General features: G+C 65.9%; 13 protein-coding genes. 9 read left to right on the top strand and 4 right to left on the bottom strand.

The genetic code is table 11. The annotated features are described in order from the left end of the window. Positions 1 to 12 precede the first annotated feature (12 nt). Entirely contained in the window at positions 13 to 4,473 is a 4,461-nt protein-coding gene (locus CHB86_RS25110; RefSeq protein WP_089234330.1) for a LamG-like jellyroll fold domain-containing protein, read from the bottom strand. A gap of 448 nt (positions 4,474 to 4,921) precedes the next feature. On the opposite strand from CHB86_RS25110, the gene CHB86_RS17240 reads away from it, so the two are divergent. The 6 genes from CHB86_RS17240 (at position 4,922) to CHB86_RS17215 (ending at position 9,308) form a co-directional block, all read left to right on the top strand. Next, positions 4,922 to 5,353, top strand: a complete 432-nt coding sequence (locus CHB86_RS17240) for a methylglyoxal synthase (RefSeq protein WP_245838071.1) — start codon at positions 4,922 to 4,924, stop codon at positions 5,351 to 5,353. Positions 5,354 to 5,444: 91 nt separating this feature from the next. Further along, positions 5,445 to 6,731, top strand: a complete 1,287-nt coding sequence (locus CHB86_RS17235) for a lipoprotein-releasing ABC transporter permease subunit (RefSeq protein WP_089234329.1) — start codon at positions 5,445 to 5,447, stop codon at positions 6,729 to 6,731. Beyond that, positions 6,724 to 7,407, top strand: coding sequence for an ABC transporter ATP-binding protein (locus CHB86_RS17230; RefSeq protein ID WP_089234328.1), 684 nt, complete (start codon positions 6,724 to 6,726; stop codon positions 7,405 to 7,407). The genes CHB86_RS17235 and CHB86_RS17230 overlap by 8 nt, the downstream gene beginning before the upstream one ends. Positions 7,408 to 7,492: 85 nt before the next feature. Next, complete coding sequence (locus tag CHB86_RS17225; protein WP_176442915.1) at positions 7,493 to 7,900, top strand: c-type cytochrome; 408 nt, start codon at positions 7,493 to 7,495, stop codon at positions 7,898 to 7,900. Then, positions 7,897 to 8,310 carry a c-type cytochrome gene (locus CHB86_RS17220; protein ID WP_089234326.1) on the top strand — a complete coding sequence of 138 codons (414 nt, stop codon included), beginning with the start codon at positions 7,897 to 7,899 and terminating at the stop codon, positions 8,308 to 8,310. The genes CHB86_RS17225 and CHB86_RS17220 overlap by 4 nt, the downstream gene beginning before the upstream one ends. A 137-nt stretch (positions 8,311 to 8,447) precedes the next feature. Next, positions 8,448 to 9,308, top strand: a complete 861-nt coding sequence (locus CHB86_RS17215; RefSeq protein WP_089234325.1) for a MipA/OmpV family protein — start codon at positions 8,448 to 8,450, stop codon at positions 9,306 to 9,308. A 61-nt stretch (positions 9,309 to 9,369) separates the two neighbouring features. Here the strand turns inward: CHB86_RS17215 and CHB86_RS17210 are convergent, their stop codons facing one another. After that, the gene (locus CHB86_RS17210; RefSeq protein ID WP_089234324.1) at positions 9,370 to 10,077 is read right to left on the bottom strand and encodes a DUF1194 domain-containing protein; all 708 of its coding nucleotides are present in this window, start codon (positions 10,075 to 10,077) and stop codon (positions 9,370 to 9,372) included. Between the two features lie 203 nt (positions 10,078 to 10,280). On the opposite strand from CHB86_RS17210, the gene CHB86_RS17205 reads away from it, so the two are divergent. Further along, on the top strand, positions 10,281 to 11,210 hold the full coding sequence (locus tag CHB86_RS17205; RefSeq protein ID WP_089234323.1) for a hypothetical protein: 930 nt from the start codon (positions 10,281 to 10,283) through the stop codon (positions 11,208 to 11,210). Between the two features lie 729 nt (positions 11,211 to 11,939). On the opposite strand, the gene CHB86_RS24245 is transcribed toward CHB86_RS17205, so the two are convergent. Both CHB86_RS24245 and parE read right to left on the bottom strand, forming a co-directional pair. After that, positions 11,940 to 12,320, bottom strand: coding sequence for a DUF3800 domain-containing protein (locus CHB86_RS24245; RefSeq protein ID WP_141134921.1), 381 nt, complete (start codon positions 12,318 to 12,320; stop codon positions 11,940 to 11,942). A 17-nt stretch (positions 12,321 to 12,337) separates the two neighbouring features. Further along, positions 12,338 to 14,299: a DNA topoisomerase IV subunit B gene (gene parE, locus CHB86_RS17200; protein WP_089234322.1), complete on the bottom strand. Its 1,962-nt coding sequence runs from the start codon at positions 14,297 to 14,299 to the stop codon at positions 12,338 to 12,340. Positions 14,300 to 14,435: 136 nt separating this feature from the next. Here parE and CHB86_RS17195 point away from each other — a divergent pair, with 136 nt between their 5' ends. Both CHB86_RS17195 and CHB86_RS17190 read left to right on the top strand, forming a co-directional pair. Then, positions 14,436 to 15,035, top strand: a complete 600-nt coding sequence (locus CHB86_RS17195; protein ID WP_089234321.1) for an SAM-dependent methyltransferase — start codon at positions 14,436 to 14,438, stop codon at positions 15,033 to 15,035. Between the two features lie 67 nt (positions 15,036 to 15,102). After that, positions 15,103 to 16,482, top strand: a complete 1,380-nt coding sequence (locus tag CHB86_RS17190; protein ID WP_089234320.1) for an MATE family efflux transporter — start codon at positions 15,103 to 15,105, stop codon at positions 16,480 to 16,482. Positions 16,483 to 16,490 lie beyond the last annotated feature (8 nt).

Raw genomic sequence — 16,490 nt, 5'->3', positions numbered from 1 at the left:
TCCGGGTGGCCGTCAGAGGATGTCGGCCACCTGCACCACTTGGTCCGCGAACTTCAGCCTGTCGATGTCGTAGAGCAGGTCGCGGCCCTCGTAATAGGAATCCAGCCCGCCATTGTAGCTGTCCGTCACCACGATCCGCTGCTCGTTCGAGCCGCGGCTGCTGTTGTAATAGGTCTCGGCGGTGATCAGGTAATCGGCATAGTTCCCGTCGAAGACGGCGGTGTCCTTTTCCGATTTCAGGCCGCCCGAGCCCCAGCTGTTGCCGAAGATCGCGTCGTCGCCGAGGCCGCCGTGCAGCATGTCGTTGCCTTCGCCGCCCTTGATCTCGTCGCGGCCGAGCCCGCCAAACACGATGTCCTCGCCCTTGCCGGCATCGATGTAATCGTCCCCGTCGCCGCCGAACACGATGTCGTCGCCCGCCCCGGCATAAAGCCGGTCGTTGCCGTCGCCGCCGTCGACGAAATCGTCGTGGGAATCGGCATAGACGACGTCGTCCCCCCTCGCAGCGATGAAGATCTCGGAGGCAGAGGACCCCCGCAGTTCCTCGTCCTTGGCGTCGCCCAGATGCACGTCCTCGGGGCGCACGGTCAGGTCATCGAACTCGAGGAACCGGACCTTGCCGTAGATCGTCTCGGTCTCTCCGCCCTTCTTGATCTCCAGCCAGCCCTTGTCGTCGGTGCTGAACCGGAACTCCTCGACCGACCCGTCGAAACTCCGGAGTCCCTCGGCGATCGGACCGCCGTAGAGCGCCTTGGAGGTCAGCTGCCGATCGTAGATCGCGAATTCCTCGATCGTGCCGTTGAAGCTGCTGTGCACCCTGTCGGTCGTTCCCGGCGTGTTGCTCGCGCCGCTTGCGCCGACGATCAACGCCTCCGTGTTGGTGGTCAGTTTCTGGGTGATCTCCGCGTCATAGGCGACCTTCACCCCGTCGACGAAAAGCGTCAGGCCCTGGCTGCCGAAGCGGACCGCGAGGTCGTAACTGCTGTCGGCCTCGACGATGTCCTTCACCACCATCCAGTGGGAGGAACTCTTCGTCTGCAGGCGCACCACGATGTCGCCGTCGTCCTCGACATAGGCGGTCAGGTGCCCGCCCTTGCCGTAATCCGACGCGTCCTTGGAGAAGAGCGTGCCGTAGGACAGGGTCTCGCCGGTGGTGAAGCTGAGCGCGACGGTCCCCGACCTGAGCTCCAGCGTGTCGGAATGGTCGAAGATCAGGGCGTTCCTCGAGTCCCCGTCGAAGACCTGCGCGGTCGGGATCGCGAAAACGGCCTCGAGCCCGTTCGCGGCCTTGCTGCCCGCGGGACCCGGAAGCTCGCTCGGTGCCTTGATCTTTCCGCGGTCCTTTGCGGTCTGGGTGGGCCTGACGGCTTCGGCGATGTCTGCGGTGGTTGCGACGATGCCGTAGGCGGGGGCGGAGGTGGTTTCGATGTCGGAGCGCTTGACGAGGTCGCCGTAGACGGTGATCGAGCCGAGCTTGTCCATGTGGTGGGCGCCGCCGCCGGAGCCCTGGTCGGAGTAGATCCTGATCACCGAGCGGTCCATCACCCCGTCGCCATTGGCGTCGGAATAGGAGATCGACCAGATCTTGGTGGTATGCCCCTCGATCACCAGCCGGTCGCCCTCGGCGCGGCTGTAATCCATCACCACGTCGTTGCCGAGGTGGTCGACCCAGTGGTCGTGGAGGTTGTCGTTCTCGCCCGCGACGCCGTGCCAGTTGATCGTGCCGACGTCGTTGGTGTGCTTCTCGATGTAGTATTTCTTGGCGTTGATCAGGGTCTGGAAATAGAAGATGTCCGCGCCCGCGCCGCCGGTCATGGCGTCGTCGCCGTTGATCGGCTGGTTGGGATAGAGCTTGCCGTCGGTCAGCTCCTTCATCGGGTCGCCCTCGTCGCGGCCCTTGACGTAGGCGATCCTGGGCTCGCGGGCGTCGGCGCGGGAGATCAACAGGTCGTTGCCGGCGCCGCCGATCAGCCGGTCCTCGCCATGGCCGCCGTCGAGGATATCGTCGCCGCCGGAGCCGCGCAGGATGTCGTTGCCGTAGCCGCCCTGCAGCACGTCGTCGCCGGCCTTGCCGTCGAGCGTGTCGTTGCCCTTGTTGCCGTCGAGCCCGTCGTCGCCGGCGCCGCCGTTCATCGTGTTGGCGCCGGTGCCGCCGCGCTTCATGTCGAGCGGGCGCATCAGGTGGCCGTGCTCGGTGACGCCATAGTCGCCGGCGATCTCCCTGAAGGTGTCGGAGGCGTGGTGCATCTGCTCGAAGGCGGGCGTCAGGTCGGCCATCTTCTGGGCCATGCGGGCGGACATGCCGAGCGCGGGGTCGATATCGGCGGCGAGGGTGGCCATGTCGGCCTCGCCGAGCTGGCGGCCGTAGACCTGGACATCGCCGATGCTGCCCTTGAACAGGCTGTGGGCGTCGTCGTTGGGATCGGAGCGCCAGGAACGGGTGCCACCGACGACCAGCGGCGCATCGTTGTTGACCATGCCCTGCTTGAAGGTCGGCTCTGCGCCGACCAGCTCGCCGTTGAGCCAGACCTCGAGGCCGCGGCTGCCGAAGGAGAGCGCGAACTGGTAGGTCGTGTCGGCCGCCAGCACGACATTCGGGATCTTGATGTGTTCGTAGCCGTCCTTGCTGTCCTGGTAGACGTGGATCGTGCCGTCCTTGATCCAGACCGAGAACTGCCCCGCGCCATAGCCCGACAGGTCCTTCGAGATCAGCGCCATGTCGCCATAGACCTGGTCCAGCGAGAAACTCAGAGAAATCGTCGCGGACTTCAGTTCGAGGGCGGAGACATGTCCGGCGTCGAGATAGTCGCCGCTTTCGCCCGAGAACCGGTGCATGCCGGCGAGCGAATAGACGGCCGCCTTGCCGCCGGAGAAGGAATCGTCGATCTCGGCCAGCTCGCTCGGTGCCTTGATCTTTCCGCGGTCCTTTGCGGTCTGGGTGGGCCTGACGGCTTCGGCGATGTCTGCGGTGGTTGCGACGATGCCGTAGGCGGGGGCGGAGGTGGTTTCGATGTCGGAGCGCTTGACGAGGTCGCCGTAGACGGTGATCGAGCCGAGCTTGTCCATGTGGTGGGCGCCGCCGCCGGAGCCCTGGTCGGAGTAGATCCTGATCACCGAGCGGTCCATCACCCCGTCGCCATTGGCGTCGGAATAGGAGATCGACCAGATCTTGGTGGTATGCCCCTCGATCACCAGCCGGTCGCCCTCGGCGCGGCTGTAATCCATCACCACGTCGTTGCCGAGGTGGTCGACCCAGTGGTCGTGGAGGTTGTCGTTCTCGCCCGCGACGCCGTGCCAGTTGATCGTGCCGTCGTCGTTGGTGTGCTTCTCGATGTAGTATTTCTTGGCGTTGATCAGGGTCTGGAAATAGAAGATGTCCGCGCCCGCGCCGCCGGTCATGGCGTCGTCGCCGTTGATCGGCTGGTTGGGATAGAGCTTGCCGTCGGTCAGCTCCTTCATCGGGTCGCCCTCGTCGCGGCCCTTGACGTAGGCGATCCTGGGCTCGCGGGCGTCGGCGCGGGAGATCAACAGGTCGTTGCCGGCGCCGCCGATCAGCCGGTCCTCGCCATGGCCGCCGTCGAGGATATCGTCGCCGCCGGAGCCGCGCAGGATGTCGTTGCCGTAGCCGCCCTGCAGCACGTCGTCGCCGGCCTTGCCGTCGAGCGTGTCGTTGCCCTTGTTGCCGTCGAGCCCGTCGTCGCCGGCGCCGCCGTTCATCGTGTTGGCGCCGGTGCCGCCGCGCTTCATGTCGAGCGGGCGCATCAGGTGGCCGTGCTCGGTGACGCCATAGTCGCCGGCGATCTCCCTGAAGGTGTCGGAGGCGTGGTGCATCTGCTCGAAGGCGGGCGTCAGGTCGGCCATCTTCTGGGCCATGCGGGCGGACATGCCGAGCGCGGGGTCGATATCGGCGGCGAGGGTGGCCATGTCGGCCTCGCCGAGCTGGCGGCCGTAGACCTGGACATCGCCGATGCTGCCCTTGAACAGGCTGTGGGCGTCGTCGTTGGGATCGGAGCGCCAGGAACGGGTGCCGCCGACGACCAGCGGCGCGTCGTTGTTGACCATGCCCTGCTTGAAGGTCGGCTCTGCGCCGACCAGCTCGCCGTTGAGCCAGACCTCGAGGCCGCGGCTGCCGAAGGAGAGCGCGAACTGGTAGGTCGTGTCGGCCGCCAGCACGACATTCGGGATCTTGATGTGTTCGTAGCCGTCCTTGCTGTCCTGGTAGACGTGGATCGTGCCGTCCTTGATCCAGACCGAGAACTGCCCCGCGCCGTAGCCCGACAGGTCCTTCGAGATCAGCGCCATGTCGCCATAGACCTGGTCCAGCGAGAAACTCAGAGAAATCGTCGCGGACTTCAGCTCGAGGGCCTTGCGGTGAGAGATCTCCAAGTAGTCGCCGGACACCCCGGAGTACTGGCGGTCGTACATGCGAGACAGAACGGGCGTTGCCCCGGAGGGAAGGGAGGTCGTGGTCATGTCGCGGCCTTCGTTTCGATCCTGTTGGCGCCCCCCGGCCGGACCGAAATCGCATCGAAAAAGGGAGAAAATATGGCAGCAGAGATGTCCCTTGGTGCGGCGGCTTCCAGGGGAATTTTATACAAATTCGCGCGGTTTCAGGTGTTTGAAGCCCTCGGGATCCCGGTGGGCCGTCCCCTGGGCGCGCGTGGCGTGCAGGACTTCTGGCGCTGGAGGGCGGATGAAGCTGCCGGAAGGCCTGAACTGTTCATCAATGGGAAACGGTTCGGCTTTCGCAGTTTCGAGGATTCGCGAGGGGACCGCGGCGGGCGGTGCTGTCGCAGGGTCGGGCGGCGAATGGCGGTTGCACAGGCCGGTTTGACGGGGCGATATGGCGCTGCACCGTGCACATCCCGAACGGCGCGGGCCGCCGGGCATCCCGGCAGGACAGTTGGCAAAGGAAGATCCGATGACCCGAATGGCAGCGCGCAAGCGCATTGCGCTGGTGGCCCACGATGCGATGAAGCCGGCCCTCGTGGCCTGGGCGGCCCGCAACCGCGAGATCCTGGCGAAACACGACCTCTGGGGCACCGGGACGACCGGTGGCCGGGTGGGCGAGGGGGCCGGCCTGGCCGTGGCGCGGCTGAAGAGCGGCCCGCTCGGCGGGGACCAGCAGCTTGGTGCGATGATCGCCGACGGCAAGCTCGATATCCTGATCTTCTTCACCGACCCGCTGACCGCGATGCCGCATGACGTGGACGTGAAGGCGCTGCTGCGGATCTCGACCCTGGAGCAGGTGGTGGTCGCCTGCAACGCGGCCACGGCGGATTTCGTGCTGACCTCAGGATTGCTCGACGAGGATTACGGCCCGCAGGCCGACGAGACCGGCAGCGCGGGCTGAGGCCCGTCGCTGCTCGCGCAAAGGTGGGGCAAGGAGTGTTGACGCAACCGCGGAACGCCGCCATGGAGGGCGCAAAACGCGGGAGCAGACCTTGGCCCAGAGCCCCCCCCCCTTTGCCGGCTATGAATGGATGATCGCCTGGCGCTACCTGCGCGCCCGCCGCGCCGAGGGCGGCGTGTCGGTGATGACCTGGATCAGCCTCGTCGGCATCACGCTGGCGGTCTTTGCGCTGATCGCCACGCTCTCCGTCCGCTCGGGGTTCCGGGCCGAGTTCGTCGACACGATCCTCGGCGCCAATGCCCATGTGACCGTCTACCAGTCCGTCGCCGTGACCGAGACCGGCCAGTCCAGCCGGGTGATAGACGACTATGCCGAAATGGCCGAGCGGCTGAGGGCCGTGCCGGGCGTTACCCGCGTGGCGCCTTTGGTCAAAGGGCAGGTGATGTCCAGCTTCGGCACCCGCAACGCCGGGGTCGAGGTGTTCGGGATCACGGCAGAGGACCTTGCGACGGTGCCCCGGATCGCGACGCCCGAGGACTCGCAGGGCGATCTGGCGCGGTTCGAGGAAGGCATCGCCATCGGCTGGGGCGTGGCGCAGCAGCTCGGCGCGGCGGTGGGCGACCGGATCAAGCTGATCTCGCCCAACGGGGTCAAGACGGCTTTCGGCACCTCGCCGCGGGTGAATGCCTACGAGGTCGTCTACATCTTCCAGGCTGGCCGCTACGACATCGACCGCACGCGCGTCTACATGCCCTTCACCGAGGCGCAGAGCTATTTCAACCGCGAGGGCGTCGCCGACGAGCTCGAGGTGATGGTCGCCGACCCCGACGGCGTCGACCAGATGACGACCGCGTTGCTGCGGGCCGGCGGCGAGCGCACGCTGCTCTGGACCTGGCGCGATGCATCGGGAGCCTTTCTGCGGGCGCTCGAGGTGGAGGACAACGTGATGTTCGTGATCCTGTCGATCCTCGTGCTGATCGCGGCGATGAACATCATCTCGGGCCTGATCATGCTGGTGAAGAACAAGGGGCGCGATATCGGCATCCTGCGCACGATGGGGCTGACCGAAGGCTCGGTGATGCGGGTGTTCTTCATTTGCGGCGCATCGGTCGGCACGGTCGGCACGATTGCCGGGGTGATCCTCGGCTGTCTCTTCGCGATCTACATTGACCCGATCTTCAGCTTCGTGAACTACGTCTCGGGCGGCGGGGTCTGGGATCCGTCGATCCGGGGGATCTATGCACTGCCCGCCAAGCTGGAGGCGGGGGACGTGGTCTCTGCCGTGGCCTTGTCGCTGGGCCTGTCCTTCATCGTCACGATCTTTCCCGCGCGTCGGGCGGCACAGATGAACCCGGTGGAGGCGCTGCGCTATGAGTGAACCGGTTCTGGAGCTCATGGGGATCGAGAAGACCTACAACCCCGGCACGCCGGGGGCCGTTTCCGTGCTCGGCGGCGTCGATCTGCGGGTCGATGCCGGCGAGATCGTGGCCCTCGTGGCGCCCTCGGGGGCGGGCAAGTCGACGCTGCTGCACATCGCAGGCCTGCTCGACACCGCCGATGCCGGGCAGGTGCGGCTGGCGGGGCAGGAGATGACCCGGTCGGGCGACGTGGCGCGCACCACGGCGCGGCGGCGGGAGGTCGGCTTCGTCTACCAGTTCCACCACCTGCTGCCCGAGTTCTCGGCAGCCGAGAACATCGTCCTGCCGCAGCTCGCCAACGCCGTGCCGGCCGCAGCCGCGCGGTCGCGGGCGGGAGAGCTGCTGGAGTCGGTCGGCCTGACCGCGCGCGCCGGTCACCGGCCCGCGCAGCTTTCGGGCGGCGAGCAGCAACGCGTGGCCTTCTGCCGGGCGCTGGCCAATGCCCCGCGCCTGCTGCTGGCCGACGAGCCGACCGGCAACCTCGACCCGGCCACCTCCGACACCGTTTTCGCCGCCCTGATGCGGCTGGTCCGGGAGACGGGGCTGGCGGCGCTGGTGGCGACGCACAACCTCGAACTGGCCGGAAGAATGGACCGCGTGGTAAGGCTGGAGGGTGGCCGGATCGTCGCCGGCTGACGGCGGGCGCCCGGGACTCATGACCCAGATCAATGACATCGGACGCCGCCGGGCCGAGGATTCCAATGTCGGATCGGAGACTGCGATGAACCCTTCCCTTGCCGCCTTCCTCTCTGCCTGCATCCTACTTGCTCCCGCCATCGGGCGCGCCGAAGAGCCCGGTCCACCGCCGGAAAGCTATGTCGACGCCTGCCAGGGCTGTCATGGCGCGGACGCGCGTGGCAACGGGCCAAATGCCAAGTTGCTGACCGCAACCGTCCCGGACCTCACCACCTTCGCGCAGCGCAACGATGGCGTCTTCGATGCGGCGCGGGTCGTCCGGCTGATCGACGGGCGCGAGGGGCTGGCCGCGCATGGCGGGCCGATGCCGATGTTCGGCGGGCTGCTGTCCGGCGCATCGGTGGTGATCGACGGGCCGGAAGGCAGCCCGGTCACCACCACCCGGCCGATCCTCGAGATCGCCGAGTGGCTCGAGACGGTGCAGGTCCAATGACGCTGGGCGGGATCACGGTGCCTGGCTGCCTTCTGGGCCTTCTGGCAGGGGCGGCGGCGGCGCAGGAGGCTGTCGATACATCCTCCGGAGAGGCGCTCTACGCGCGCTACTGCGCGACCTGTCACGGCGCCACGGCCGGCGGCGACGGCCCGACGGCCGCCTTCCTGACAGTCCAGCCACCCGACCTCTCTGCCTTGTCGGAGGCCAACATGGGAGAGTTCCCGGTGTCCCGGCTGATCCGGCGGATCGACGGACGGGAGACCGTCGTGGCCCACGGCAGCCCGATGCCGGTCTACGGCGCCTTCTTCGAGGGCAGTCCGGAGACGACGATCGACACCCAGTCCGGACCGGTTTCGGTGAGCCTGCCGGTGCTTGAGATCGTCGAATATCTCCGAACCACGCAAAGGTGAGCGCAAATCGTCGGAAACGCGTGTCAAATCTATGACATCGTGGGAAAAGCGGTACCACCGGGGGTTGCAGTGAAACGGCCCCCGTTTAGGTTGAATCCAGAACTAGCTCGGCACTGCCGATTCGGGGGAAGAACGAAATGCACAAGCGAGCCCTTGCTGCCACGGGTTTCGTGGCCATCTGGCTGGCGACCGCGGCAATGGGTCAGGATCTGGGCACGACAGACGTGTCCGATGCGCCTGCCGCGCCTATCACGGCCGGCGAGCCGAGACCGCTTGCACGGATCGATCCCAACAAGAACGTCATCCTGAAGTTTGACGTCCGCGCCGGCGTGACGACGCGGCCGGCCTACTTCGGCTCCGATGAATACACGGTCGGCCCGGATTTCGCGGTCAAGTTCGACTATGCCAAGATCCGGGGGCTGGGCGACTACGGCAGCCTCGACGACAGCGCCCCGCCGAGCGCCTTCGGCATCCGCGGCTCGCTGCGCTTCATCGGCGAGCGTGACGATGACGATTACGATGAGCTGGAAGGGCTGGAGGATATCGATCCCTCGCTGGAACTGGGCCTCGGCCTGGTTTACCGCGAGCGGAACTTCGAAGCCTTCGGCGACGTGCGCTACGGCGTGCTCGGCCACCAGAATTTCGTCGGCGAACTCGGCATGGATGCCATCGCATATCCCACCGACAACTGGGAATTCCGCGTCGGTCCGCGCTTCTCCTTTGCGGACGGCGATTTCGCCGATCTCTACTTCGGGGTCGACGACTCCGAAGCCGCGGCCAGCGGGCTGAGCACCTTCAAAGCCGATGGCGGGCTGCTGGGGGCGGGCATCGAGGCGACGGCACGCTACCGGTTCAACGACCTCTGGGGCCTGGAAGCTGCGATCCGTGCCGACCGGCTGCTGAACGACGCGGCGGATTCGCCGATCACCGAGGCCGGCAGCGAAGACCAGTTCCGCTTCCGCATCGGCATCACCCGGGAACTGGTTCTCCAGTTCTGATCTCCCGAACATCGGGACGACAGGGGCGGCCAGGGGCCGCCCTTTCCATGTCCGGGGGAAGCTAGCGGGCGGCGAACGTCTCGCCCGGCATCTGGCCGGAAATCTCCAGCACCAGCTTGCGCCGGATCGCGTCCGCGAGGTCGGTGTCGCTCTCGGCGGTCACCACGAAGGCGCCCATGCCGCCGATGATCCGTTCCTCGTAGATCGCCCCGAGATCCGGGTAGCGCGTGGGCGTGTCGCAGAACCGGCAGAGGATCGGCAGGCCGTTGATGGTGATGCCGGCGGCGACGACCTCGGCGCGGGCGGCCTCAATGGTGGGGCCGTTGTAGCTGTTGGGACTGTCGCCGGAGATGTCGATCACCTTGCGCCAGCCCTCGTGGGCGTTGGTCTCGATCAGGTCCTTGCCGAACAGCAACGCCGAGCCGATGGCGTTGCGCCCGAAGGCGCGCCGCGGGGGCAGGGGGAACGCCTCGGCAAAGGCGGCGGCGCTGGCTTCGTCGTGGATCACCGACCATGGCACCACGACGTCCTCCTCGCCGGCGGAGGCCCATTCGACATAGGTGACGGCGATGCGCCCGTAGGCCGAGGTCCGGATCGCCTCGAGTACCTGCGGATGGGTCATCGCCTCGGCATAGCCCTGCCGCTGGAACCGGATCTCCTCCGGGCTGATCGAGCCCGAGGCGTCGGCCAGCAGGACCAGCTCCACCGAGACCTCCTCGGCAGGGACGGGGAGGGCGAGACAGGCGAGAAAGGCTGTGAGGATGCGCATGAGGCGAGCCTAGCGCATCTGCGGATTCGGGCAACGACCGCGCCGCGCCGGCTGATCACAAACACTCCAGCGTCGAGGGCGCGCATTTGACGCCGCCCGCGTGATGGACTCCGCAAGTCATTGCCGAAACAATCGACCCGACTGGGCATGCCCATGGTCCAATACTTCCCCAGTTCGAGCAGAACGTCAGCGAGGGTGCGAGTATGAGAGCGAAGGTCCATATCGGAACGCAAAAGACCGGGACCACCACATTGCAGGATTTCCTGCATGTGAATCGCGCGGCGCTCCTTGGGCAGGGGTTCCTGTTTCGTCGGTATGGACGGCAGGGCAACCAGCCGGAACTGACCGTCGCAACCTTCGACCGATTGGGAGACCTGCTGGGCGACGAAGTTCTGAAGGTGGCGCTTGGTATTCGCGATCTCGAAAGCCAGGCGGCGTTCGCACGGAGGTTCGACGCGGAGATCAGGCGCGACACGGCCCGCCACCCGGACGCGACGGTGCTGTTTTCCTGCGAACTCCTCGGCGCACCGCGGCGGAATGCGAAATTCGTGGAAGCCTTTCACGACTGGGCGCGAGGCCATTTCGACGACGTCGAGATCATCGTCTACATCCGCAGGCAGGATCGCTACGCGGAAAGCTGTTACTCCCAGTATCTTCGCGGCGGCGGGAGCAAGCCTTTCGACCGGTACCTGGAAGATTTCCAGCCGCCCAACTACAACCGGCTGGTGCGGCTCTGGGAGGCGCAGTTCGGCGCGGACCGCGTGACCGTCAGACGCCTCCAGCGGAAGGATCTGGTCGGCGGCGACCTCATTGAGGATTATTGCTCCGTCGTGGGCATCGACACCGCGGGGCTGGAGCGTCCGAAATCCCTCAACCAATCCTTCACGCTGGCCCAGGCCGACTGGCTCCGAAAGGCCAACGCCCGGGTCCCGGCCGCCCTTCAGCGCGGGCAGACCGACCGCGCGGTGCGATGGGCGATCCGCTCCCTCGCGGGCGTCGTGCCGCCCTCAGGGGGGGCCGCGCTGCGCATGAGCGACGCGGCCCGGAACGATTTGCTGGGCCGTGTCGCGGCGTCCAACGAGCAATTGCGGAAACGGCGCTTTCCGGAGGACGAGAGCCTTTTCGAGGAGTGAGCGCAGGGGATTGGGCATCCGGGTCAACAAGGGGCTGCGTCCTACGCCGATCTGGGTGCTACTCCGATCACATGTTGGCCCGGGGTGACCAACCCCGGGCCGCGCCCGACCCTCCCCCCCCCCCCCCCGGAGGGCGCATTTTGACGTTGCAAGGCGTGGAGGTGTTGGAGTGGGTTGCACCATAAATCGCGGAGATCAGGCGTTCAGGAACGCCCACCTAGGGTCGGGCGCGGCCCCTAGAGCGAAGTTCGGGCGGTTTGGGGAGTGTGGTTTTCGAGCAAGCAGAACTCACTTGGCCTTCTTTCGCTACTCATTCGCCCAGTCGATAACTCTTGATTTTACTTCCTCGTATATCTCTTTGTACGGTGGATGGTTAATGCTGGAAATTTTCGGGCGAAATAGAAGTCCACGTTCCAATACGTCGACTTTCCCCTCAATGACAGATGTTCCCCATATCAGTGGCTTGAGGAGCTTGATCATCTCTTTTCCAGCTATGTCACGTTCTGGGTGGTTTACAATATAGTTGAAAGAACCCGTAACTATATCACAAAGAGATGCAAGATGTGTGGTGCCGTTCCATACAACGCCAATCCCCAACAGGTTAGGCGTATTGAAACCCGCCTTGGCCTGTTGATTTCTCTTTTGAAACTTTTCTCTCAGGTGCGGACCAAGGCTCTTACGAGAGTGCCTGTCAATCAAGCAATAAAAAGGTTGATTGTCGGCGCATTCTTACGAAAACTGTTGTAGCTTCGTAAGTTTCGCGTCTGTCGCCCAGTTGAGATATTTGTCCATTCCATTCTTGTCTATGATGCTATGTAGCGCGCAATAGAGAATGACTCTTACTTCGCAGTCCTTCGCTGCCTCCAGCACACTGCGCTTCGCTGAAATGAAGGCGTCATTGCTCAAATGATCTGGGCGGTCGTTGGGTGAGAATTTCAATGAATCGACGCGTTTGAACCCGTGATCTTCTCGGATTTTTTCAATCTTGTCAGAAAGCTCAAGCGCTCGCGACGCGTCAATAATTGTTGTGCCGACTATCAAGAAGCGATTATCTGGGCTGTTTTGTTCGTTTGGTTCTGGGTTTGCTTCGTCAATAAAGGCAATTCTCATATTTTCTCACCAAATCCTCAAACATCCAACTCCTCCACGAATCTCGCGTTCTCCTGGATGTACTGGAAGCGCATTTCTGGCTTCTTGCCCATCAGGCGCTCCACGAGGTCGCCGGTCTCGCCGGGTTCGTCCTCGTCGATGCTGACGCGGATCAGCTTGCGCGTTGCCGGGTTCATGGTGGTGTCTTTCAGGTCCTTGGCGTCCATCTCGCCGAGGCCCTTGAAGCGGGAGACGTCGATCTTGCCCTTGCCGCCGAGGCCCTTGGCCAGCCAGATGTCCCGCTCCGCCTCGTCGAGGCAGTAGACGCGTTTCGCCCCCTGCGTCAGCCGGTAGAGCGGCGGGCAGGCGAGGTAGAGGTGGCCCGCGTCGATCATCGGGCGCATCTGGGCGAAGAAGAACGTCATCAGCAGCGAGGCGATGTGCGCGCCGTCCACGTCGGCGTCGGTCATGATGATGACCTTGTCGTAGCGCAGGTCGTCGAGCACGAACCTCGTGCCCATGCCGGTGCCGAGCGCCTGGGTGAGGTCGCTGATCTCCTGGTTCTGGCCGAGCTTGGAGGAGGCGGCGCCGAGCACGTTGAGGATCTTGCCCCGCAGCGGCAGCAGCGCCTGGGTCTTGCGGTCCCGCGCCATCTTGGCCGAGCCGCCGGCCGAGTCGCCCTCGACGATGAAGAGCTCGGTGCCCTCGCGGTTGGTGGTCGAGCAATCCACCAGCTTGCCCGGCAGGCGCAGCCGCTTGGTGGCGGACTTGCGGGCGGTTTCCTTCTCCTGCCGGCGCTTGAGCCGTTCCTCGGCGCGCAGCACGAGGAAGTCGAGAATCGCGCCGGCGGCCTTGGTGTCGGCGGCGAGCCAGTTGTCGAAATGGTCGCGCACGGCGTTCTCGGTCATCCGGGCCGCGGCCTCGGTGGAGAGCCTGTCCTTGGTCTGGCCGACGAAGGCGGGGTCACGGATGAAGCAGGAGACCAGCGCGCAGCCGCCGGAGATCAGGTCGTCGCGGGTGATCTGCGCGGCCTTGCGGTTGCTGGCGAGCTCGCCATAGGCGCGGATGCCCTTGAGGATCGCGTTCCAGAAGCCCTGAACGTGTGTGCCGCCTTCAGGCGTGGGCACGGTGTTACAATAGGACTGGATGAACCCGTCGCGCACCGGCGTCCAGTTGATCGCCCATTCCACGGAGCCCGGCTCGCCGAACTTCTCCTGGAAATCCACCTTCCCGGCGAAGGGGGCGGGGGAATAGGTGCTGGCCGTGCCCAGGGTTTCCCTGAGGTAGTCGGCAAGCCCGCCCGGGAAGTGGAACGTGGCCTCCTGCGGCGTCTCGCCGTCGTCGATCTCGGATTTCCAGCGGATCTCGACGCCGGAGAAGAGATAGGCCTTGGAGCGGATCGACTTGAAGAGACGCGCCGGCTTGAAACGGTGCGAGCCGAAAATCTCTTCGTCGGCGTGGAAGGTCACGGTGGTGCCGCGCCGGTTGGGGGCGTTGCCCACCACCTCCACGGGCCCCAGCGGCTTGCCGCGCGAGAATCGCTGTTCCCAGAGCTGCCGGTCGCGGGCGACCTGCACCACCATGGAATCGGAAAGCGCGTTGACCACCGAGGCGCCGACGCCGTGCAGACCGCCCGAGGTCTGGTAGGCCTTGCCGGAAAACTTGCCGCCCGCGTGCAGGGTGCAGAGGATCACCTCGAGCGCCGACTTGTCGGGGAACTTGGGGTGCGGGTCGACCGGGATGCCGCGGCCGTTGTCGCGGATGGTGATCGCGTAGTCCGCGTGCAGTTCCACCTCGATCCGGTTGGCGTGTCCGGCCACCGCCTCGTCCATCGAGTTGTCGAGCACTTCCGCCACGAGGTGGTGCAGCGCCCGCTCGTCGGTGCCGCCGATATACATGCCGGGCCGCTTGCGGACGGGCTCCAGCCCCTCCAGCACTTCGATGGAGGAGGCGTCATAGGTCTGGGACTGCGCGCCCCCGGACAGGAGATCTTCGGGCATGGGACTGCTCATGGCGTGGTGTTCTTTTCGGTTGGCCGGTATTCTGTCAGGATTGCGCGGAAGGGGGAAGGGACTTTGCCCCCGCGGCTTCGCACCCGGCCTGACCGGTGGCGCTCTGGGAGGAGCAATACACAAGATGTGGAACGCGCGATACGACCGCGAGGACTACCTGTTCGGCACCGAGCCCGCGGGCTTCCTGGAGGCGCATGCCCACGTGCTGGCGCCCCGCTCCCGGGTCCTGTGCGTGGCGGACGGCGAGGGGCGAAACTCCGTTTACCTCGCGGGACGCGGCCACCACGTGACGGCGTTCGACGCCTCTCACGTGGGGATCGCCAAGGCCCGCAAGCTGGCCGCCCAGCGGGGTGTCACGGTCGATTTCCGCGAAGCGCGGATCGAGGAATGGGACTGGACGCCGGGGGCCTGGGACGCGGTGGTCGCCGTCTTCATCCAGTTCTCGCCCCCCGATGTCCGGCGGGAGGTCTTCGAAGGGATCGCCGCCACGCTGCGGCCCGGTGGGCAGCTCCTGCTGCACGGCTACGCCCCACGCCAGGTGGAATACGGAACCGGCGGCCCGCCCGATGCAGAGAACATGTACACGCTCCCGCTGCTCGAGGAGGCCTTCCCAGGCTGGCATGTGCTCGACAAGGCCGATTACGACGCCGAGATCGAGGAGGGAGAGGGCCATGCCGGCCTGTCCGCGCTGGTGGATTTCGTCGCGTTGAAACCCGCGCGCTGACACCGCCCGCGCGACCGTCATCACGCGCTGGCTTGCCCCGCCCCGCGCGCCAGACTAAGCGGCGTGCATGACACCGCTTTCCCCCTACGCGTCGCACCTGCGGTCCCTGCTGGTGCTCGGCCTGCCGCTGATCGGTGGGCACCTGGCGCAATTCGCGATCCAGGTGACCGACACCATCATGCTGGGCTGGTACGACGTGACCGCGCTTGCGGCCCTGGTCCTGGGCAGCTCGTTCTTCTACGTGCTCTTCCTGATGGGCGCGGGCTTCGGATTCGCGGTGATGCCGCTCGTCGCGGCGGAGTTGGACAACCCGGACGGGGAAACCCAGATCCGGCGCGTCACCCGCATGGGGATCTGGCTGTCGATGCTGGTCGGCCTCTGTTCGCTGGTGCCGTTGCTGCTGGCCGAGCCGATCCTGCTGGCCTTCGGCCAGGAACCGGCGCTGGCCGGGCAGGCGGCGGTCTATCTCGGGATCGCCGGCTGGGGGATTGTGCCCGCGCTCGGCGTGATGGTGCTGAAGTCCTATCTCGCGGCGATGGAGCGGGTGCAGGTCGTGCTCTGGGTCACCATCCTGGCCGCGGCAATGAATGCGGGCATGAACTACCTTCTGATCTTCGGCAAGTTCGGCTTCCCCGAACTCGGGATCCGCGGCGCCGCCATCGCGTCGGTCGGGGTTCACGTGATCTCGCTCATCGGCCTCGTGATCTATGCGTTGCGGCAATTCCCCGAGCACGAGCTCTTCGTCCGGCTCTGGCGGCCGGACTGGTCCGCCTTCTTCCAGGTGTTCCGGCTTGGTTGGCCGATAGGCCTGACAAACCTGTCCGAGGTGAGCCTGTTCGCGGCTTCCGCTGTCATGGTGGGTTGGCTCGGGACGATCCCGCTCGCCGCGCACGGGATCGCGATCCAGTTGGCGACCGCAACCTTCCTCGTGCACCTCGGGCTCTCCAACGCCGCCACCATCCGCGCCGGGCGCGCCCTCGGGCGTCGGGACGGGCCGAACCTGCGCCGCGGCGCGCTGGTCGCGGTGACGGCATCGGTGCTGTTTGCAATCGTCACCATCGCGATCTTCCTCACTTGGCCCGAGGCGCTGATGAGCCTGTTCCTCGACCCCGACGACCCGAGCAAGCCCGAGATCATCGCGATCGGCGTCGGCCTGGTGGCGATTGCGGCGCTGTTCCAGATGGCAGACGGCGGCCAGGTCATGGCCCACGGCCTGCTGCGCGGGGTGCAGGACACCCGGGTGCCGCTGGTGATCTCGGCGGTCGCCTACTGGCTCGTGGGGGTCCTGTCGGGCTACGTCTTCGGCTTCGTTCTGGGCCACGGGGCCATGGGCGTATGGAGCGGGCTGGTGCTGGGTCTTGGCGTGGCCGTCGCGGCGCTGATGTGGCGCTTCTGGCGCAGGGCGTTGCCGCGGGCCGTGCCAGCCGCCCGGCCGGCCGCCAGCTGACGCGCTCT

It is taken from the genome of Tropicimonas sediminicola (genome assembly GCF_900188335.1).
Classification (GTDB): Bacteria; Pseudomonadota; Alphaproteobacteria; order Rhodobacterales; family Rhodobacteraceae; genus Tropicimonas; species Tropicimonas sediminicola.
This window is presented reverse-complemented; position numbering and strand designations above follow the sequence as displayed.

What these genes read in the sequence shown, in the direction of transcription:
- parE (WP_089234322.1), bottom strand. Translation starts at nt 14,299, where the DNA reads ATGCCCGAAGATCTCCTGTCCGGGGGCGCGCAGTCCCAGACCTATGAC.
- CHB86_RS17240 (WP_245838071.1), top strand. Translation starts at nt 4,922, where the DNA reads ATGACCCGAATGGCAGCGCGCAAGCGCATTGCGCTGGTGGCCCACGAT.
- CHB86_RS25110 (WP_089234330.1), bottom strand. Translation starts at nt 4,473, where the DNA reads ATGACCACGACCTCCCTTCCCTCCGGGGCAACGCCCGTTCTGTCTCGC.
- CHB86_RS17220 (WP_089234326.1), top strand. Translation starts at nt 7,897, where the DNA reads ATGACGCTGGGCGGGATCACGGTGCCTGGCTGCCTTCTGGGCCTTCTG.
- CHB86_RS17205 (WP_089234323.1), top strand. Translation starts at nt 10,281, where the DNA reads ATGAGAGCGAAGGTCCATATCGGAACGCAAAAGACCGGGACCACCACA.
- CHB86_RS17195 (WP_089234321.1), top strand. Translation starts at nt 14,436, where the DNA reads ATGTGGAACGCGCGATACGACCGCGAGGACTACCTGTTCGGCACCGAG.
- CHB86_RS17230 (WP_089234328.1), top strand. Translation starts at nt 6,724, where the DNA reads ATGAGTGAACCGGTTCTGGAGCTCATGGGGATCGAGAAGACCTACAAC.
- CHB86_RS17210 (WP_089234324.1), bottom strand. Translation starts at nt 10,077, where the DNA reads ATGCGCATCCTCACAGCCTTTCTCGCCTGTCTCGCCCTCCCCGTCCCT.
- CHB86_RS17215 (WP_089234325.1), top strand. Translation starts at nt 8,448, where the DNA reads ATGCACAAGCGAGCCCTTGCTGCCACGGGTTTCGTGGCCATCTGGCTG.
- CHB86_RS24245 (WP_141134921.1), bottom strand. Translation starts at nt 12,320, where the DNA reads ATGAGAATTGCCTTTATTGACGAAGCAAACCCAGAACCAAACGAACAA.
- CHB86_RS17225 (WP_176442915.1), top strand. Translation starts at nt 7,493, where the DNA reads ATGAACCCTTCCCTTGCCGCCTTCCTCTCTGCCTGCATCCTACTTGCT.
- CHB86_RS17190 (WP_089234320.1), top strand. Translation starts at nt 15,103, where the DNA reads ATGACACCGCTTTCCCCCTACGCGTCGCACCTGCGGTCCCTGCTGGTG.